The organism is Caulobacter sp. NIBR1757 (genome assembly GCF_027912495.1).
Taxonomy (GTDB): Bacteria; Pseudomonadota; Alphaproteobacteria; order Caulobacterales; family Caulobacteraceae; genus Caulobacter.
In genome coordinates this window covers 2,687,073-2,702,456 of record NZ_CP115463.1, presented here as the reverse complement: position 1 = coordinate 2,702,456, position 15,384 = coordinate 2,687,073, and the positions used below count along the sequence as shown (strand labels likewise).

Sequence of the window (15,384 nt, the reverse complement as noted above, 5' to 3'; positions counted from 1 at the left end):
GCCAATGCAACGGGCTTCCAGGACGACTCGATGAGCAAGCGCGCCGCCGTGATCATGGCCGCCGGCCAGGGAACGCGAATGAAGTCGCCGACCCCCAAGGTTCTGCACCGGGTGGGCGGCCGCACCATGCTGGACCGCGCCATCGATGCAGCGCAGGGCGCCGGCTGCGAGCGGATCGTGGTCGTCTGCGGAACGCACAGCCCGGCGGTGGCGGCGCATGTGAAGGCGCGGCTGGGCGAGGCCGCCGTCGCCATCCAGGACCCGCCGATGGGCACGGCCCATGCGGTGCTCTGCGCCAGGGAAGCCCTGGCCGGGTTCGAGGGCGAGGTGCTGGTCACCAACGCCGACTGCCCGCTGCTGACCGCCGCCGATCTGGAACCGCTGTTCGGGACGGGCGAGCTGACCATGCTGGCCTTCGAGCCGGCCGATGCGGCGCTCTACGGCCGGATGATCCAGGACGCCGACGGTCGGCTGCTGCGCATCGTCGAGGCGCGGGATGCGACGGCCGAGGAGTTGGCGGTCGGAGCCTGCTACAGCGGCATGCTGGTCGGTCCGGCCGGGCCGCTGTTCGACTGGCTGGGTCGGGTCGACAACGACAACGTCAAGGCCGAGTACTACATCACCAGCATCGTCGGCCTGGCCAACCAGGACGGCGCGCGGGTCGGCGTCGCCTTCGCCAGCGAGACGGCGGTGATGGGGGCCGACGACCAGGCCGGCGTGGCGCGGGCCGAATACCTCTGGCAGCAGCGGCGGCGCGGCGAGCTGATGGCGGCCGGGGTGTCGATGGTCGCGCCGGAGACGGTGTTCCTATCCTGGGATACGCAGATCGCCGGCGGGGCGGTGATCGAGCCGAACGTGGTGTTCGGCCCCAAGGCGGTGATCGAGGCCGGGGCGACGATCCGCGCCTTCAGCCATGTCGAGGGCGCCGTGGTGCGGCCGGGCGCCATCATCGGGCCTTACGCCCGCCTGCGTCCGGGCGCCGACATCGGCGAGAACGCCCATATCGGCAACTTCGTGGAAGTGAAGAAGGTGAAAGTCGGCGCCGGGGCCAAGGCCAACCACCTGTCCTACCTGGGCGACGGCACGATCGGCGAGAAGGCCAACATCGGGGCCGGCACCATCTTCTGCAACTACGACGGCTTCGACAAGTTCGACACCCATGTCGGCGCGGGCGCCTTCATCGGCTCCAACTCCAGCCTGGTGGCGCCGGTCAGCATCGGGGCCGGCGCAATGACCGGCTCCGGCTCGGTGATCACCCGCGATGTCGAGGACGACGCCCTGGCCCTGTCCCGCCCGGCCCAGGAAGCCAAGCCCGGCTGGGCGGCCCGCTTCCGGGCGGCCAAGCAGCGGGCGAAGGCGGCGAAATGAGACGGGCCGTCCTCCTTGGCCTGCTGGCCTGCGCCTGCCTGCTGTCCCCCGCCCAGGCGGCGGCGAAGTTCTCCACCCCGCTCGGCCAGATTTTCGACCGGGTCTGCCTGGGCGTCCGTCCCGACTTCGACCAGTCGCTGGAAGGCCTGGAGGGCGCGGGCTACATCGAGGTGACGACGCCCGAGGACGCCGGGAAGGGCATCCGCAAGTACGAAAGCCAGGCCGGCGAGGTGCTGTGGACCGTGCTGGTCGCCGACCGGACCGACGCCCTGGCGCCGACGTCCCAGCGCATCCGGGCCTGCACGGTCTCCGGTCCGGACGAAACCGGAGCGGCCGAGGCCGAGCTGCGCGGCTGGCTCGGCCTGCCGAAGGCGGCGCCGGGCGAACGGACCTCCGTTTCCTTCGTGGAGAAGGACGGCAAGCGCGCCCTGGTTCCGAAGAGCGATGCCGCCTTTGCCGCCGCCATGAAGGACGGCGGCTTCTGGACCCTGGCGGTCGTCGATGCGGCCGGCGGCAAGCTGGCGGCCCTCGTCTTCGCGAGCCCGGCGCCATGAGGTTGTCCTCGACCCGCAGCAAGGAGCAGCCAACTTGGCCCAGGCCATGACCGCCGACACCCAGAAGCAGGCCGCCGGCGAGGCGGCCGCCGAGCTCGTCGAAGCCGGCATGATCGTCGGCCTGGGCACGGGCTCGACCGCCGCCTGGTTCGTCAAGGCGCTGGCGGCGCGCGGGCTGGACATCAAAGGCGTGCCGACCTCGGACGCCACCGCCGACCTGGCGCGGGAACTGGGCATCGCCATCGTCGGGCTGGACGATGTGAAGCGGGTCGATCTGACGGTCGACGGGGCCGACGAGATCGGGCCCGGGCTGTCGCTGATCAAGGGCGGCGGGGCGGCCCTGCTGCGCGAGAAGCTGGTCTGGGAAGCGTCGAGCCGCTGCGTGGTCATCGCCGACGCCGCCAAGCGCGTGAAGGCGCTGGGCAGGTTCCCGCTGCCGATCGAGGTGGTGCGGTTCGGCCATGTGCATACCGGCCAGCGGCTGGCCGACATCGCCGCCGAGTTCGACCTGCCGCCGCCGCGCCTGCGCAAGTCGGAGCGGGGCCTGGTGATCACCGATGGCGGCAACCTGATCTATGACATGGCGTCGGGCCGGATCGAGCAGCCCGCCGCGCTGGGCGAGGCGCTTAAATCGGTGACCGGCGTGGTCGATCACGGCCTGTTCCTCGACCTCGCCGACGAGGCGCTGATCGGAACCGACGAGGGCGTGGTGCGCCTGCACCCCTGAATACCTAGATATACCGACTGTTCTTCCGGAGACTGACGCCGCCATGGCCAAGTACGACTACGACCTTTTCGTCATCGGCGCCGGCAGCGGCGGTGTGCGGGCCGCCAGGCTGTCGGCAATGAGCGGCGCCAAGGTGGCGGTGGCCGAGGAGTCGCGGGTCGGCGGCACCTGCGTGATCCGCGGCTGTGTGCCCAAGAAGTTCATGGTCTACGCCAGCGAGGTGTCGAACCAGATCAAGGTGGCGCAGGGCTTCGGCTGGACCATCCCCGAGGCGACCTTCGACTGGAAGCGGTTCATCGAGGCCAAGGATGTCGAGATCGCCCGGCTATCGGGCATCTATGTGGCCAATCTCGGCAAGGCCGGAGCCGAGCTGGTTCACGCTCGCGCCGTGTTGAAGGACGCCCACACCGTCGAGCTCGTCGGCAAGGACATGACGGTGACCGCCGACAAGATCCTGATCGCCACGGGCGGTCGGCCTACGGTGCCAAATGACGTGCCGGGCATCGAGCACGCCATCACCTCCGACGAGGCCTTCCATCTGGAGACGCTGCCGAAATCGATCATGGTGGTCGGCGGCGGCTATATCGCCGTGGAATTCGCCGGCATCTTCGCCGGTCTCGGGGTCGAGACGACGTTGCTGTATCGCGGGCCCAACATCCTGCGCGGCTTCGACGACGACGTGCGCATCCACCTGACTCGCGAGATGGAACGGCGCGGCATCCGCGTCGTGCTGGGCACCCAGCACACCAGCATCGAGAAGACGGCAGACGGCCTGCTCAGCTGCCTGACCAACGACCTGAAGCTGACCACCGAGCAGGTGATGTTCGCGACGGGGCGTGAGCCGCATGTGAAGGGCCTGGGCCTTGAGGCGGCGGGCGTGAAGACGAAAGAGAGCGGCGCGATCATCGTCGATGAGTGGTCGAAGACCAGCGTCGACAACATCTTCGCCGTCGGCGACGTGACCGACCGGATCAACCTGACGCCGGTGGCCATCCGCGAGGGCGCCGCCTTTGCCGAGACCCAGTTCCGCGACAACCCGACGACCTTCGACCACGAGATGGTCGCCACCGCCGTGTTCAGCCAGCCGCCGATCGGCACCGTCGGCATGACCGAGTTCGAGGCGCGTCAGGCGTTTGGCGAGGTGGACGTCTATCGCGCCGTGTTCCGGGCGATGAAGACCACCTTCTATCACGGCGAAGAGCAGATGCTGATGAAGGTGCTGGTCAACCCGCAGGACCAGAAGGTGGTCGGCGTCCACATCGTCGGCCCCGAAAGTGGCGAGATGATCCAGCTGGCGGCGATCGCGGTGAAGATGGGCGTCACCAAGCAGCAGTGGGACTCGACCTGCGCGGTTCACCCGACCGCCGCCGAGGAACTGGTGACCATGAAGGACAAGTACATCCCGCCGAACATGGGGGCCGGCGCCTAAGCCCGGGGATGATTTTTCCGCTGCGCGTGGATTTGTCGCCACCCACGCGCATTATTTTGCCTGTATCGTGCTCTTCCTGTATGAGCCGCGATCCCTTTAGACATTGAGCAGACTGATGACCGAGCGTTGGACCCCGCAATCCTGGAGAGCCAAACCCGCCAAGCACATCCCGTCCGACTATCCGGACGCGGGCGCCGTGACGCGGGTCGAGGACGAACTTCGCCGGATGCCGCCGCTCGTGTTTGCCGGCGAGGCCCGTCGTCTGAAATCGCTGCTGGGCAACGTTGCTGACGGCAAGGCCTTCCTGCTGCAGGGCGGCGACTGCGCCGAGAGCTTCAAGGAATTCAGCGCCGACAACATCCGCGACACCTTCCGCCTGATCCTGCAGATGGCGGTGGTGCTGACCTTCGCGGGCGGCAAGCCGGTGGTGAAGGTCGGCCGCATCGCCGGCCAGTTCGCCAAGCCGCGTTCCGAACCGATCGAAACCATCGACGGCGTCACCCTGCCGTCCTACCGGGGCGACAACATCAACGCGATGGAGTTCGAGGCCACGGGCCGCGCGCCGGATCCCGAGCGGCTGCTGAAAGCGTACGGCCAGTCGTCCTCGACCCTGAACCTGCTGCGGGCCTTCGCCGGCGGCGGCTACGCCGACCTCTACAACATTCACCGCTGGACGCTGGGCTTCGTCGCCGACAGCCCCCAAGGCGCCCGCTACAAGGAACTGGCCGAGAAGATCAGCGAGAGCCTGACCTTCATGGCCGCCATCGGCGTCACCCCGGACACCCATCCGGAAATGCACCGCGTCGAGTTCTTCACCAGCCACGAAGCCCTGCTGCTCGGCTACGAGGAAGCGATGACCCGCGTCGATAGCACCAGCGGCGACTGGTACGACACCAGCGCCCACATGCTGTGGATCGGCGAGCGCACCCGCCAGCTGGACGGGGCCCATGTCCACTTCATGAAGGGGGTGAAGAACCCCATCGGCGTCAAGGTCGGCCCGACCCTGGAAGGCGACGACCTGCTGCGCCTCATCGACGTGCTGAACCCGGCCAACGAGCCCGGCCGCCTGACCCTGATCGGCCGCTTCGGGGCCGAGAAGATTGCCGATCGCCTGCCGCGCCTGATGGAGGCGACGAAGAAGTCGGGCCGCAGCGTGGTGTGGTCCACCGACCCGATGCACGGCAACACCCTGAAGGCCAACAACGGTTACAAGACCCGGCCCTTCGACCGCATCCTGGCCGAAGTCCGCGCCTTCGTGGAGATCGCCGGGGCGGAAGGCGTCCACCCGGGCGGCGTCCACCTGGAGATGACCGGCCAGAACGTCACCGAGTGCACGGGCGGCGCCCGGGCGGTGTTGGAAGGCGACCTCGCCGACCGCTACCACACCCACTGCGACCCGCGCCTCAACGGCGAACAGGCGCTCGAGCTGTCGTTCCTGGTGGCCGAGAAGCTGCGGGCGTTGCGGAGCGAGGACCTGCGGGCGGCCAGCTAGCCTGAAATCTGTCAATCTGAAGGCCTGAACCGCCTGGCGCCCGTACGCCGGCAGAGAGCATCCACATGACTCAAGCGACAACCGGCTCCTGCCTGTGCGGGGTCGTCGAATTCCGCGTTTCAGGGGCGTTCGAGAGTTTCTTTCTCTGCCACTGTGGGCGCTGCCGGAAAGACACCGGGTCGGCCCACGCGGCGAACCTGTTCTCAACGACGGCGACCCTGGACTGGCTGTCCGGGGCGGACAGCGTCAAGACCTACCGGGTTGAGGGAACGCGGCATGAGAAGAGCTTCTGCATGCATTGCGGATCGGCGGTCCCGCGCGTCCAACTGGACGGCGCCTTGCTGGCCGTGCCCGCCGGGAGCCTGGACAGCGAGGTGACGCTTCGCCCGACCGCGCACATCTGCACGGCAAGCCGGGCGAATTGGGATGAAGATCTGGAGAAGGTTCCGCGTCTCGCCGGTCTTCCTGGCCAGTCCTAGCCAATCTTCCTCAGCCGCAAGTCGCGCACGCGGCCGCTGCCGAGGCTCAGGGTGATGACCTTGCCCTTTTCGTCGCGGCGGAAGCGGGCGAGGTTGCCGCGGAGGTCGAAGGCGTCGCGGTAGACCGGGTTCATCGGGACGACGACGGTCGGGCGGTCCTCGAGCTTGAGGATCAGGCCGCTCACGCCCCGCGAGACGCGGTAGGTGACGCCGATCTCGTCACTGCGGTAACGGCCGACGAAGCCTGACAGCTGGGCCTGGGTGGGCAGCCACAGGGCTGCGCGCCGGTAGAGGTAGCGGTCGCCCTCGAAGGTCTTCTGGGTCAGCACATCCTTGCCGAAGATCAGTTCGTCGGCCCCGAATCTCGCGCTGCCGGCGTTCAGCGGCCAGAGCGGACCACCGCCGGCCACGCGGATGCCCTGGGGGACGTTGGCGTCGGCGACCAGCAGCAGGGTGCGCCCCGTTCGTTCGTTGACATAGAGGCCGGCGTGGCTGGCCGGGTTGACCAGCAGCTCGCCGGGCGGCTCGGGCGGGGCAGGGGGCAGGACCGTCAGGGCAACGCCGCGGCCGAGCACGGTGGGGTTGGCGTCTGAGGCGTTGCACAGCACCGCGACGCTGAGCCGCTGGCGAGGATAGTAGCCCAGCCAGGCCCTGTAGGCGCCGGTCGCCCCGGCATGGCTGATCTCGTCCTGCCCGGCCCAGGTCTGGACGACGACGCCCCGGGCATAGGTGATCCGCACGCCGTTGTTGAGGACGGCGCGGCGGCGCATCTCGACGGTCAGGAAATCGCCCAGCTTCTGGGCGGCGAGGGCGGCGTTCCAGGTCTGCAGGTCGGCGACGGTGGTGATCAGGCCGCCGTTGCCATAGCCCTCCTCGAAGGGCATCTGCTGTTGCCAGCCATCGGTGCCGCGAGCGTAGGCGATGGCGCGGCCCTTGACGATGCGCCGGAAATCGTTGCGCCAGCTGGTCTTGCCCATGCCCAGCGGCTTGAAGATGCGCGCGGCGGTGAAGTCGGCCAGCGACTGGCCGGAAGCCTTGCGCACCACCTCGGTCAGCAGGTTGTAGCCGCTGTTGGTGTAGGCGTACTCGGCGCCCGGCAGGTAGTTGAGGCCGCGCTGGCGGCGGATCAGGTCTACGACGTCGTCCTGGGTGAAGGCCCGGGTGGTGCGCGGCCAACCCTGCCAGAAGGCCAGGTCGCCCCAGTCGCGCAGGCCGCTGGTGTGGCTGAGCAGCTGATCGATGGTAATCGGCCGGCCGTAGTCGGGCAGTTCGGGCAGGTATTTGCGGACATCGTCGGTCAGCCTGACCTTGCCGTCCTGGACCAGCAGCAGGATGGCGGCGGCGGTGAACTGCTTGGAGACCGAGCCGGCCTCGAAAGGCGTGGCGACGCTGATCGGCACGTCGTGCTCGAGGTCGGCAGAGCCATAGGCGCCCTCAACAAGCACCTTGCCGTCCTGAGAGGCCGAGACGGCGCAACCGGGGGACTCCATCCCGGCATAGGCGCCGAACAGGCGGTCGACCTGAGCCGCGCGGTCGGGCGCCGGCGCCTGGCCAAGGGCCAGGGTCGGCGCGGCCAGCACGGCCGAGGCGATGACTGCAAACTTGAAAATCCCCATCTGGGGCTTGGTAACCCGAGACGGGGACTTTCGGCTAGTCCGCGCGCTTCGGCCCGGCCATCTTCATGAAAGGCTGCGGCTTCCAGCGCACAAGCGAGCGCCAGAGCCACTCGAATGGCCCATAGTGGAAGGCCGACATCCAGGGCTTGCTCCACAGCAGGATCAGCAGCCAGACGCCAGCGACGACGGCGTAGAGCTGATAGCGCTCGAGCTGGCCGTAGAGGCCGAGGCCAAAGCCGCAGAAGACGAAGGCGGTGACGATCGAGGTGCCCAGGTAGTTGCTGAGCGCCATGCGTCCGGCGGCGGCCAGGCGGTCCATCAGCCAGCGCACGGCGCCGGCGCGCACCAGCAGCAGGATGGCGCTGGCGTGGGCCAGGGCGATGAAGGGGCGGGGAATGGAGCCCCAGTAGGAGGTCTTCGACATGACGAGCGGCTCGAAGCCGGACTGGGCGGCCCGCCAGGCGAGCCAGGCCATGACCGGCAGGCCGATGCCCCAGCCGATGGCCATCAGGGTCGCGTAGCCGCGGGTCTTCCAGCCCAGGGTGAAGAAGCCCAGGCGGTAGAGGCCGATGCCGATCATCATCTGGGCGATGGCTTCCCAGAGGGTTTCGCCGAACATCACCACGGTCTGCAGGATCATGGCCGCGAAGGCGCGGGCCTTCACGGCGTCGATGAAGTCGCCGCGGTAGCCCTTGATCTCGTTCTCGCCCAGGCTGGCGGGCGGATTGAGGATGAAGCTGTCCTGGACCCAGGCCTTGCGGGTCGCCTCGCTGGCGTCGGGGGCGAGGGCGGCGGCGCGCAGCTTCTCCAGATGGTCGGCCTCGATCAGGCCCTTCACCACCAGGGCGGCCAGCACAAGGGCGCCGAGCGCGATCAACAGCTTCGGCGACCACTTGCGGAACAGGAAGACCACCGCCCCGGCCAGGGCGTAGCAGACCAGGATGTCGCCGAAGAACAGCAGGTAGGCGTGCAGCATGCCGAAGACGAACAGCCAGGCGACGCGGCGGTAGTGGATGCTGGCCGGCCCGGGTGTCTGTCCCTCGGCGCGGTCGGCGATAAGGATCATGCTGGCCCCGAACAGCATGGTGAACAGGCCGCGCATCTTGCCGTCGGCGACGACATAGTTGATCGCCCAGGCCCAAAGGTTGGGGCCCTCATGGCCACCGTAGTAGGTCGGGTTGATGTAGGCGAAGGTCGGCAGGCCCATGCCGACGATGTTCATCAGCAGGATGCCGAGCAGCGCGAAGCCGCGCACCGCGTCGATGGATATGTGCCGTTCGTTGTTGGTCATTCTTTGCCCTCCCCAGGGTTTGCGGGCGAGGGTGGGCTGTTGCATGCAAAGGTCAACCCATCGGGTCCCCCCAGTCGCCCTGGGGGGACCCTCTAGTAGCCGAACAACTCGTTCAGCTCCGGGTCGGGCGCGTCGGCCTGGAAGTCCGAATGCCAGGCGCGGTCGAGGTCGCCGGCGAAGCTCCAGTGACAGCGGCCGACGTGCACGCCCATGGCCTTGAGCGCCTCGATCAGCGCCGGCCGGTCGGCGACGGGCACGGTCCCGTTCTGGTGGATCCGCGCCTCGTTGAGCCGCCAGCCGAAAAGCGGGTCGCGGTTCAGCTCGACGATCACCCCCGGCCCGCCCAGCCATTCGTAGAAGGCGTGGTCGCCCGCCGCCGCCCAGACCAGGCGGTTGCTGGCCAGGCAGTTGCGGTAGCGGCGGGCGGCGTCCCGCATCGCCGCCTTGCTGGCCAGGGGCCGCAGGGTCGCCGTCCCCGGGAAGGGCGGGGCCGGCAGTTCGGCGATGATGTCCTGACCGACCCGCTCGAACATCCCTTGCAGGGTCTTCGAGCGGCCCCAGCGGTTGGCGGCGGCGTTGGCCGCCTTCGCGCCGTCCCGCCGGGCGATCAGGTCGTAGGCCTCGGTCAGCAGCGCCGCCTGCACGGCGTTGGGCCGCAGCTGGCCGTTCGAGGCCCGCAGCAGGGCCACGGGAACCTCGGCCAGGCCCTCGACCAGAACCGGGGTGATGACCTCTGCGTGGCGCAGCACCTTGGCCTGCATCGGATCGGCCAGGGCGGTCAGCAGCACCGAATAGGCGCCGGCCGGCCAGGCGATTTCACCCGTCCGGCCGAGCGCCCGTTCCAGGCCTTCCGGCGCGCCGGGAAGGCCGCGGCGGATGGCCCGCTTCAACGGACCGTCCAGCAGCATCTCCAGTTCGGGCGGAATGCCGTCCGCGCCGGCCAGCACCAGGCAGACCAGATGCCGTCGGGCGGCGTCGGCGATCAGGAAGGTCCCGTGCGGCGCGGGCCAGACACGGGCGATCCGGTGGGCGAAATCGCCCGCCAGCTGCCGCAGGAGCGGCGTGGGGTCCTGGACCTGGGCCCAGGGGCCCGTCCAAACGTACATGGTCTTCATCTCCAGGCGTCGCGAGGCGACAGCCGGGAGGGCGCCGCCGATTAAGGTCGTGGAAGCGCGGTCGCCATGGAGTTGCCGCCAGGACGCGCGCGTTGCTGGTCGCCGAGGCTCCAGCTGCAATGTGAGGCGCGCGTTTTCATGCGGCGGTTGATCTCCAAATCGAGGGGGCGGCGTGTCTCACGACGAACGCCGGTCTGGCAAGAGGGGTGTGGCGCGAGGGTTAACGAGCGTTGCGCCCGCGCCACAGGGTCAGTAGCTGGACGCGGTCGCCGCGTGGCAGAAGGGGTCCGGTTCCGGGGCGTAGAGTGGTCCCGGATACTCCTGGGCGTGCATCACCTTCCAGGCTCCGCCCTCGAGGACGAAGTCGAAGCCGAATTCGCGGACGGTTTCCGGTCCGCCTTCGACGCCGGGCAGGGCGATGCGCCAGACGCCGCGGGCGGCCCGGTGGTCGCCGCCGACGACGAAGGATTTCCACTGGCCGGGCGGCCCGGCGGTGAGCTCGGTGCGCAGGTCGGTGTGGCTGATCAGCTGGGTGACGTTGGCGACCTTGGAGCCCTTGGCCTTGCTGAACAGTTTGGCGAGGTCCGTGGGCGGCATGGCCGGGGCATGAAGCTTGCGCATCAGGCCGTTGATCGCATTGGTGATATTGATGCGCTGGCTTTCACCGGGACGGCGGTTGGCCTCGCAGTTGGCGTTCGCCCGCTCCGACTGCATCTGGGCGATCATGATGCCGATCTGGGCCTGGCTGGCGGCCGGGCCGGCGGCCAGCAACAGGCTCACGGCCGCGCCGGCGGCCGTCATCGATGTGATCTTCACGCCATCCCCCAACGCACGGCCGCCGACGGCTGGCGGGTCCCCGGCCGGACTGTCGGGGAGCGGAGCCGGCTTGGCAAGCCGGCGCCGTCAGGCCCCGAGAATCCAGCCTTCTTCGGTCTCGATGATGGCGATCTCGGCCTCGTCGGCGCCCTTGGGCGGGGCGAAGGCTTCGCCCAGCTTGCCGGCCTCGTCGAGGCGCAGGAAATGTTCGCACAGGGCGCGGACCTGGGCCCGGTCGAGGATCTCGCCGGCTTCCGGGCGCACGTCGCCGAGGGCCGGATAGATCTCGGCGAACAGCACCTCGATGTCGGCGACATCGGCGTCCTTCAAGGTCTTCCAGCCGGTCTCGAACGGCCAGGCTTTCGCCTTGTCACCCAGTTCCAGCTTGAGGGCCCGCACGGCCGGAATGCCGACGATGGCCTGGCTGCCGACCGTGCCGTTACCGAAGATCTGCCAGACGCTCTTGGCCCCGGCCTTGCCCTTGCCCTGGGTCGCCAGCTCGGCGGCGCGCAGCACCGGCGGCAGGTCGGCCGTGTGCTCGGGCTTGGTCGCCTGCAGCCAGGTCTGGGCGTCCTTGGCCGGGCAGCCCCAGAAGGGCTTGGCGGAATCGGTCATCAGCCGGTTGGCCTTGTTGGCCACGGCGAAGCGGTTGTTCACGTTGGTGGGCTTGTCGACGACGTTGTCGGCCAGGAACTTCCACATGCCGGACCAGTCGGCGTCCTTCAGGCCCAGCTTTGCTGCTGTTCCACGCGGATAGCCGAGCGGGAAGTCGAAGCCGACGAGCACCCGTTCGCCGCGACGGCGCAGATCACCGATCACCTCGCGCAGGGTCGCCATGGCGGCGGCGCGAGTGGCGGGGTTGTGGGCCTCGAAGGTGGGGCGGAAGCGGGCGTCACGCTTGTTGACCCCGATCCAGATGGAATCGCGGCCCGTCTTCGGCGTGGAAGACGCGCTCCAGTCGACCATTACAAAGGCGTCGAACAGCCGCGCCACGGTTCACTCTCCAGTAGATTGAGCCCAATTCAGGCGGGGCTTGTAGGCCATGGCGGCTTCGGCGGGAAGGCAATTGGTTGAACTGTCATACGGGCGTGCTACGGCCCGCTCCGTACAAGGAAGGATCGGTTCCAAGATGAGGCTCGCCGCCATCGTGTCGCTCTGCCTGCTCGCCGCCGCCTGCGGACCGGGGCCGGACAAGATCAACAAGGTCGAAACCCTGCCGCCGTTGAGCGGCCCGGTGTTCACCGCCACGGGCTCGATCTCCGCGGTGACGCTGGAGAGCGCCACCATCGACCATGAGGCCGTGCCGCAGGCGGGGCTGGCTGCCGGTCGGACCACCTTCCGGGCCTATGCCGACGTCATGGCGTCCGCGCCCGAAACGCCGGGCGCGCGGGTGGCGCTGAGCTTCCGCAAGCAGGGCGACAAGTGGGCGCTCACGGAGCTCAAGCCCCGCGACTGACCCCACCTTTTCTGAGGGCGCGCGGCGGAACTGCCGCCTGCTAGGACATCCTGACATCAACAGGACGTCTGACATGACCACCGCCCTTTCCCGTATCGCCCTCGGCGCCGTGCTTGCAATCGCCGTGGCCGGCGCTGCCTCGGCGGCTGAAACGACCCTGAAGGTCAAGGCCAGCACGTCAGCCGCCATGGCCGGTAAATGCGCGGCCGCGACAACCCTGTTCGCCAAGCTGTCGGAAAGCGACGCCAAGCCCGGCGAGGACCGCTCGATGTCCGAACTGGCGATCACCTGGCTGACCTTCCTGAAGGATGCCCCGGAAGCCTTCCAGACGAGCGCCCTGACCAGCATGAGCTCGACGGCGGACGGCTACAGCAAGGCCATGGAGAAGAGCACCAACGAAGCGCTCGCCGCCATCGCCGGCGATGTGGCCACCTGCATCCTCGAAATGGAATAGGACCGCCGGCCCGGGCGCGAACCCGGGCCGACCGCCGGTCAGACCAGCTTGACCAGCATCTTGCCCATGTTCTCGCCCTTGAAGAGCTTGATGAAGGCGCCGGGGGCCGCGTCGATGCCCTCGTCGACGGTATCCTTCCACTTCAGCTGACCCGAGCCGATCCAGGCCGACATGTCGCGCAGGAAGTCCGGCAGCATGTCGTAGTGGTTCGAGACGATGAAGCCTTCCAGCTTCAGGCTCTTGCCGACGGCCTGGATGATGTTGGAGGGGCCCTTGGGCTCACCGGTCTCGTTGTACTGGCTGATCATGCCGCAGAGGGCGAAGCGGGCGAAGGGGCGGGCCGAGTCGATGGCCGCTTCCAGGTGCTCGCCGCCGACATTCTCGAAATAGACGTCGATGCCCTTGGGGGCCGCCTCGCGCAGGGCGGCTTTCAGGTCGGGCACAGCCTTGTAGTCGATGACGTGGTCGACGCCGATCGACTTCAGGAAGGCGGCCTTTTCCGGTCCGCCGGCCGATCCGATGACGGTGTGGCCCTTGATCTTGGCGATCTGGCAGACAACCGAGCCGACGGCGCCGGCCGCGGCCGAGACGAAGACCACATCGCCCTCCTTCAGACCGCCGACCCGCAGCAGGCCGGCGTAGGCGGTCATGCCGGGCATCCCGGCGACGCCGAGAAACGCTTGCAGGGGCAGGCCGCTGGAGGTGTCGAGCTTCTGCACGGTCTTGGCGTCGGCGTTATAGGCCTCGCGCCAGCCCCACATCGACTGCACCGCGTCGCCGACCGCGAAGGACGGGTCATTGCTGGCGATGACTTCGCCGACCGCGCCGCCCTGCAGGGCCTCGCCGATCTGGAAGGGCGGCACGTAGGAGGGGCGGTCATACATGCGGCCGCGCATGTAGGGATCGACCGACATGAAGTGGTTGCGGACCTGGATCTGGCCGGGGCCGGGGGCCGGCAGTTCGACCGAGGCGACCTCGAAGTTGTCGGCGGTGGGCAGGCCTTCGGGGCGGCTCTTGAGGCGGACTTCGCGGGATGTGGTCATGGCGTTTCCTGGCTCGCTTCTGGTTGGATTTCAAACAGACGTTTAGGCGCTTCAGGGCGTTCGCGAAACCTGCGAACTGCGCTAAACCCCCGGCATGACGAAACTTCTCAAAGCCGGCGTGGTCGGTTCAGGCGTGTTTGGCGGCTATCACGCGCGCAAGTACGCCGAGATGGACGGGATCGAGCTAGTCGGCATCTACGACCTGCATCCCGAGCGCTGCTTCGATATGGCCAACCAGTATGGGGCCGAAGCCTATGGCGACCTCGACGACCTGCTGAAGGTCGCCGACATCATCACCGTCGCCACCCCGGCCACGACGCATGCCAGGCTGGCGCTGCAGTGCTTGGCGGCGGGCAAGCCGGTCTATGTCGAGAAGCCTCTGGCGACGACGCTGGAGGACGCCGACCGGTTGATCCAGGCAGCGGCGAAGGCCGGGCTGGTATTGGCCTGCGGCCATCAGGAGCGGGTGGTCAGCCAGGCCATGGGCTTGCTCGACATCCCCGAGAAACCCCTGCGGCTGGAGGCCGTGCGCAAGGGCACGCCTTCGCCCCGCAGCCAGGACGTGTCGGTGGTGCTGGACCTGATGATCCACGACATCGACCTGGCCCTGGCCCTGACCGACGCCGAGCCGTTCACCGTCGAGGCCGAGGGTACGCCCGATGAGATCACCGCCGAGGCCAGCTTCGAGGACGGCTTCACGGCGGTGTTCACCGCCTCGCGGATCGCCCAGGCGCGGGAGCGGACGATGCGGATCGTCTATCCGTCCGGCGTCCTGGAGATCGACTTCGTCACGCGGGAATTCAGGAACTCGACGCCGTTCGCCCTCAACGAGGCCTTTACCGACACCCCGGCCGGGCGGGACCCGCTGGGGACCAGCGTGCAGGGTTTCGTCAACGCCGTGCTCGGCAAGTCGCCGCGACCGGTGGTGACCGGCGAGGAGGCGGCGCGGGCGCTGGACCTGGCGCTGGCGGTGGAGCAGGCGGCGGGGTTCTGACGCCACGTCACAGTTGAGCCGGGCGGCGAAAGCTGTCCATGCTCGCCCGATCACAGCCGGAGACGCCGCCATGACCAACGCCTGGGACTTCGAGTTCACCGCCATCGACGGCCAGCCGCTGCCGATGACGACCTTCAGGGATCACCCGGTGCTGGTGGTCAATGTGGCCAGCAAATGCGGGCTGACCCCGCAGTACGACGGGCTGGAGAAGCTGTACGCCGAATACCGCGACCAGGGGCTGGTGGTGCTGGGCGTGCCCTGCAACCAGTTCATGGGCCAGGAGCCCGGCACCGAGGCCGAGATCAGCGAGTTCTGCCGCACCAATTTCGGGGTCGACTTCCCGATGACCGGCAAGGTCGATGTGAAGGGCGACGGGGCGCATCCCTTCTACAAATGGGCGGTGGAGCAGGTCGGCGAGCCGGCCGAGCCGGTGTGGAACTTCCACAAGCTGCTGGTCGGCAAGGACGGCAAGCTGGTCAACGTCTTCGGGCCGAGGACTGACCCGCTCGATCCCGAGATCAAGGCCGCCGTCGAAGAGGCGCTGTGACCG

General features: G+C 68.4%; 16 protein-coding genes. 10 read left to right on the top strand and 6 right to left on the bottom strand.

Going from position 1 to position 15,384, the window contains the following annotated elements; translation table 11 throughout:
* The first annotated feature begins 30 nt into the window (after positions 1-30).
* The 6 genes from glmU (at position 31) to O5I81_RS13285 (ending at position 6,049) form a co-directional block, all read left to right on the top strand.
* Positions 31-1,368 carry a bifunctional UDP-N-acetylglucosamine diphosphorylase/glucosamine-1-phosphate N-acetyltransferase GlmU gene (gene glmU / locus O5I81_RS13310; RefSeq protein WP_271065361.1) on the top strand — a complete coding sequence of 446 codons (1,338 nt, stop codon included), beginning with the start codon at positions 31-33 and terminating at the stop codon, positions 1,366-1,368.
* Positions 1,365-1,922: a hypothetical protein gene (locus tag O5I81_RS13305; RefSeq protein WP_271065360.1), complete on the top strand. Its 558-nt coding sequence runs from the start codon at positions 1,365-1,367 to the stop codon at positions 1,920-1,922. Before glmU ends, O5I81_RS13305 begins: the two co-directional genes overlap by 4 nt.
* A 46-nt stretch (positions 1,923-1,968) precedes the next feature.
* Positions 1,969-2,649 carry a ribose-5-phosphate isomerase RpiA gene (gene rpiA / locus O5I81_RS13300; protein WP_271069030.1) on the top strand — a complete coding sequence of 227 codons (681 nt, stop codon included), beginning with the start codon at positions 1,969-1,971 and terminating at the stop codon, positions 2,647-2,649.
* 43 nt (positions 2,650-2,692) lie between these two features.
* A complete protein-coding gene (gene gor / locus O5I81_RS13295; protein WP_271065359.1) occupies positions 2,693-4,078 on the top strand; it encodes a glutathione-disulfide reductase in 1,386 nt (461 codons plus the stop codon).
* Positions 4,079-4,193: 115 nt separating this feature from the next.
* Positions 4,194-5,570, top strand: coding sequence for a 3-deoxy-7-phosphoheptulonate synthase class II (locus tag O5I81_RS13290; protein WP_271065358.1), 1,377 nt, complete (start codon positions 4,194-4,196; stop codon positions 5,568-5,570).
* Between the two features lie 65 nt (positions 5,571-5,635).
* On the top strand, positions 5,636-6,049 hold the full coding sequence (locus O5I81_RS13285; protein ID WP_271065357.1) for a GFA family protein: 414 nt from the start codon (positions 5,636-5,638) through the stop codon (positions 6,047-6,049).
* Here O5I81_RS13285 and O5I81_RS13280 read toward each other — a convergent pair.
* From O5I81_RS13280 to O5I81_RS13260, 5 genes are all read right to left on the bottom strand, one after another.
* Positions 6,046-7,665 (bottom strand): serine hydrolase domain-containing protein, encoded by a 1,620-nt coding sequence (locus O5I81_RS13280; RefSeq protein WP_271065356.1) that lies wholly within the window; start codon positions 7,663-7,665, stop codon positions 6,046-6,048. The two genes, O5I81_RS13285 and O5I81_RS13280, sit on opposite strands and share 4 nt — an antisense overlap.
* A 34-nt stretch (positions 7,666-7,699) precedes the next feature.
* A complete protein-coding gene (locus tag O5I81_RS13275; RefSeq protein ID WP_271065355.1) occupies positions 7,700-8,956 on the bottom strand; it encodes a DUF418 domain-containing protein in 1,257 nt (418 codons plus the stop codon).
* A 92-nt stretch (positions 8,957-9,048) separates the two neighbouring features.
* On the bottom strand, positions 9,049-10,062 hold the full coding sequence (locus O5I81_RS13270; protein ID WP_271065354.1) for a hypothetical protein: 1,014 nt from the start codon (positions 10,060-10,062) through the stop codon (positions 9,049-9,051).
* 258 nt (positions 10,063-10,320) lie between these two features.
* Positions 10,321-10,887, bottom strand: coding sequence for a hypothetical protein (locus O5I81_RS13265; RefSeq protein WP_271065353.1), 567 nt, complete (start codon positions 10,885-10,887; stop codon positions 10,321-10,323).
* 87 nt (positions 10,888-10,974) lie between these two features.
* Positions 10,975-11,880, bottom strand: a complete 906-nt coding sequence (locus O5I81_RS13260) for a cobalamin biosynthesis protein CbiG (protein WP_271065352.1) — start codon at positions 11,878-11,880, stop codon at positions 10,975-10,977.
* A gap of 136 nt (positions 11,881-12,016) precedes the next feature.
* Between O5I81_RS13260 and O5I81_RS13255 the strand changes: the two genes are divergently transcribed.
* Both O5I81_RS13255 and O5I81_RS13250 read left to right on the top strand, forming a co-directional pair.
* A complete protein-coding gene (locus O5I81_RS13255) occupies positions 12,017-12,343 on the top strand; it encodes a copper-binding protein (protein ID WP_271065351.1) in 327 nt (108 codons plus the stop codon).
* A gap of 73 nt (positions 12,344-12,416) precedes the next feature.
* Entirely contained in the window at positions 12,417-12,797 is a 381-nt protein-coding gene (locus O5I81_RS13250; protein WP_271065350.1) for a hypothetical protein, read from the top strand.
* A gap of 38 nt (positions 12,798-12,835) precedes the next feature.
* On the opposite strand, the gene O5I81_RS13245 is transcribed toward O5I81_RS13250, so the two are convergent.
* On the bottom strand, positions 12,836-13,840 hold the full coding sequence (locus tag O5I81_RS13245) for an NADP-dependent oxidoreductase (RefSeq protein WP_271065349.1): 1,005 nt from the start codon (positions 13,838-13,840) through the stop codon (positions 12,836-12,838).
* A gap of 94 nt (positions 13,841-13,934) precedes the next feature.
* Here O5I81_RS13245 and O5I81_RS13240 point away from each other — a divergent pair, with 94 nt between their 5' ends.
* Positions 13,935-14,834 (top strand): Gfo/Idh/MocA family oxidoreductase, encoded by a 900-nt coding sequence (locus O5I81_RS13240; protein WP_271065348.1) that lies wholly within the window; start codon positions 13,935-13,937, stop codon positions 14,832-14,834.
* Positions 14,835-14,904: 70 nt separating this feature from the next.
* The gene (locus tag O5I81_RS13235) at positions 14,905-15,381 is read left to right on the top strand and encodes a glutathione peroxidase (protein WP_271065347.1); all 477 of its coding nucleotides are present in this window, start codon (positions 14,905-14,907) and stop codon (positions 15,379-15,381) included.
* Positions 15,382-15,384 lie beyond the last annotated feature (3 nt).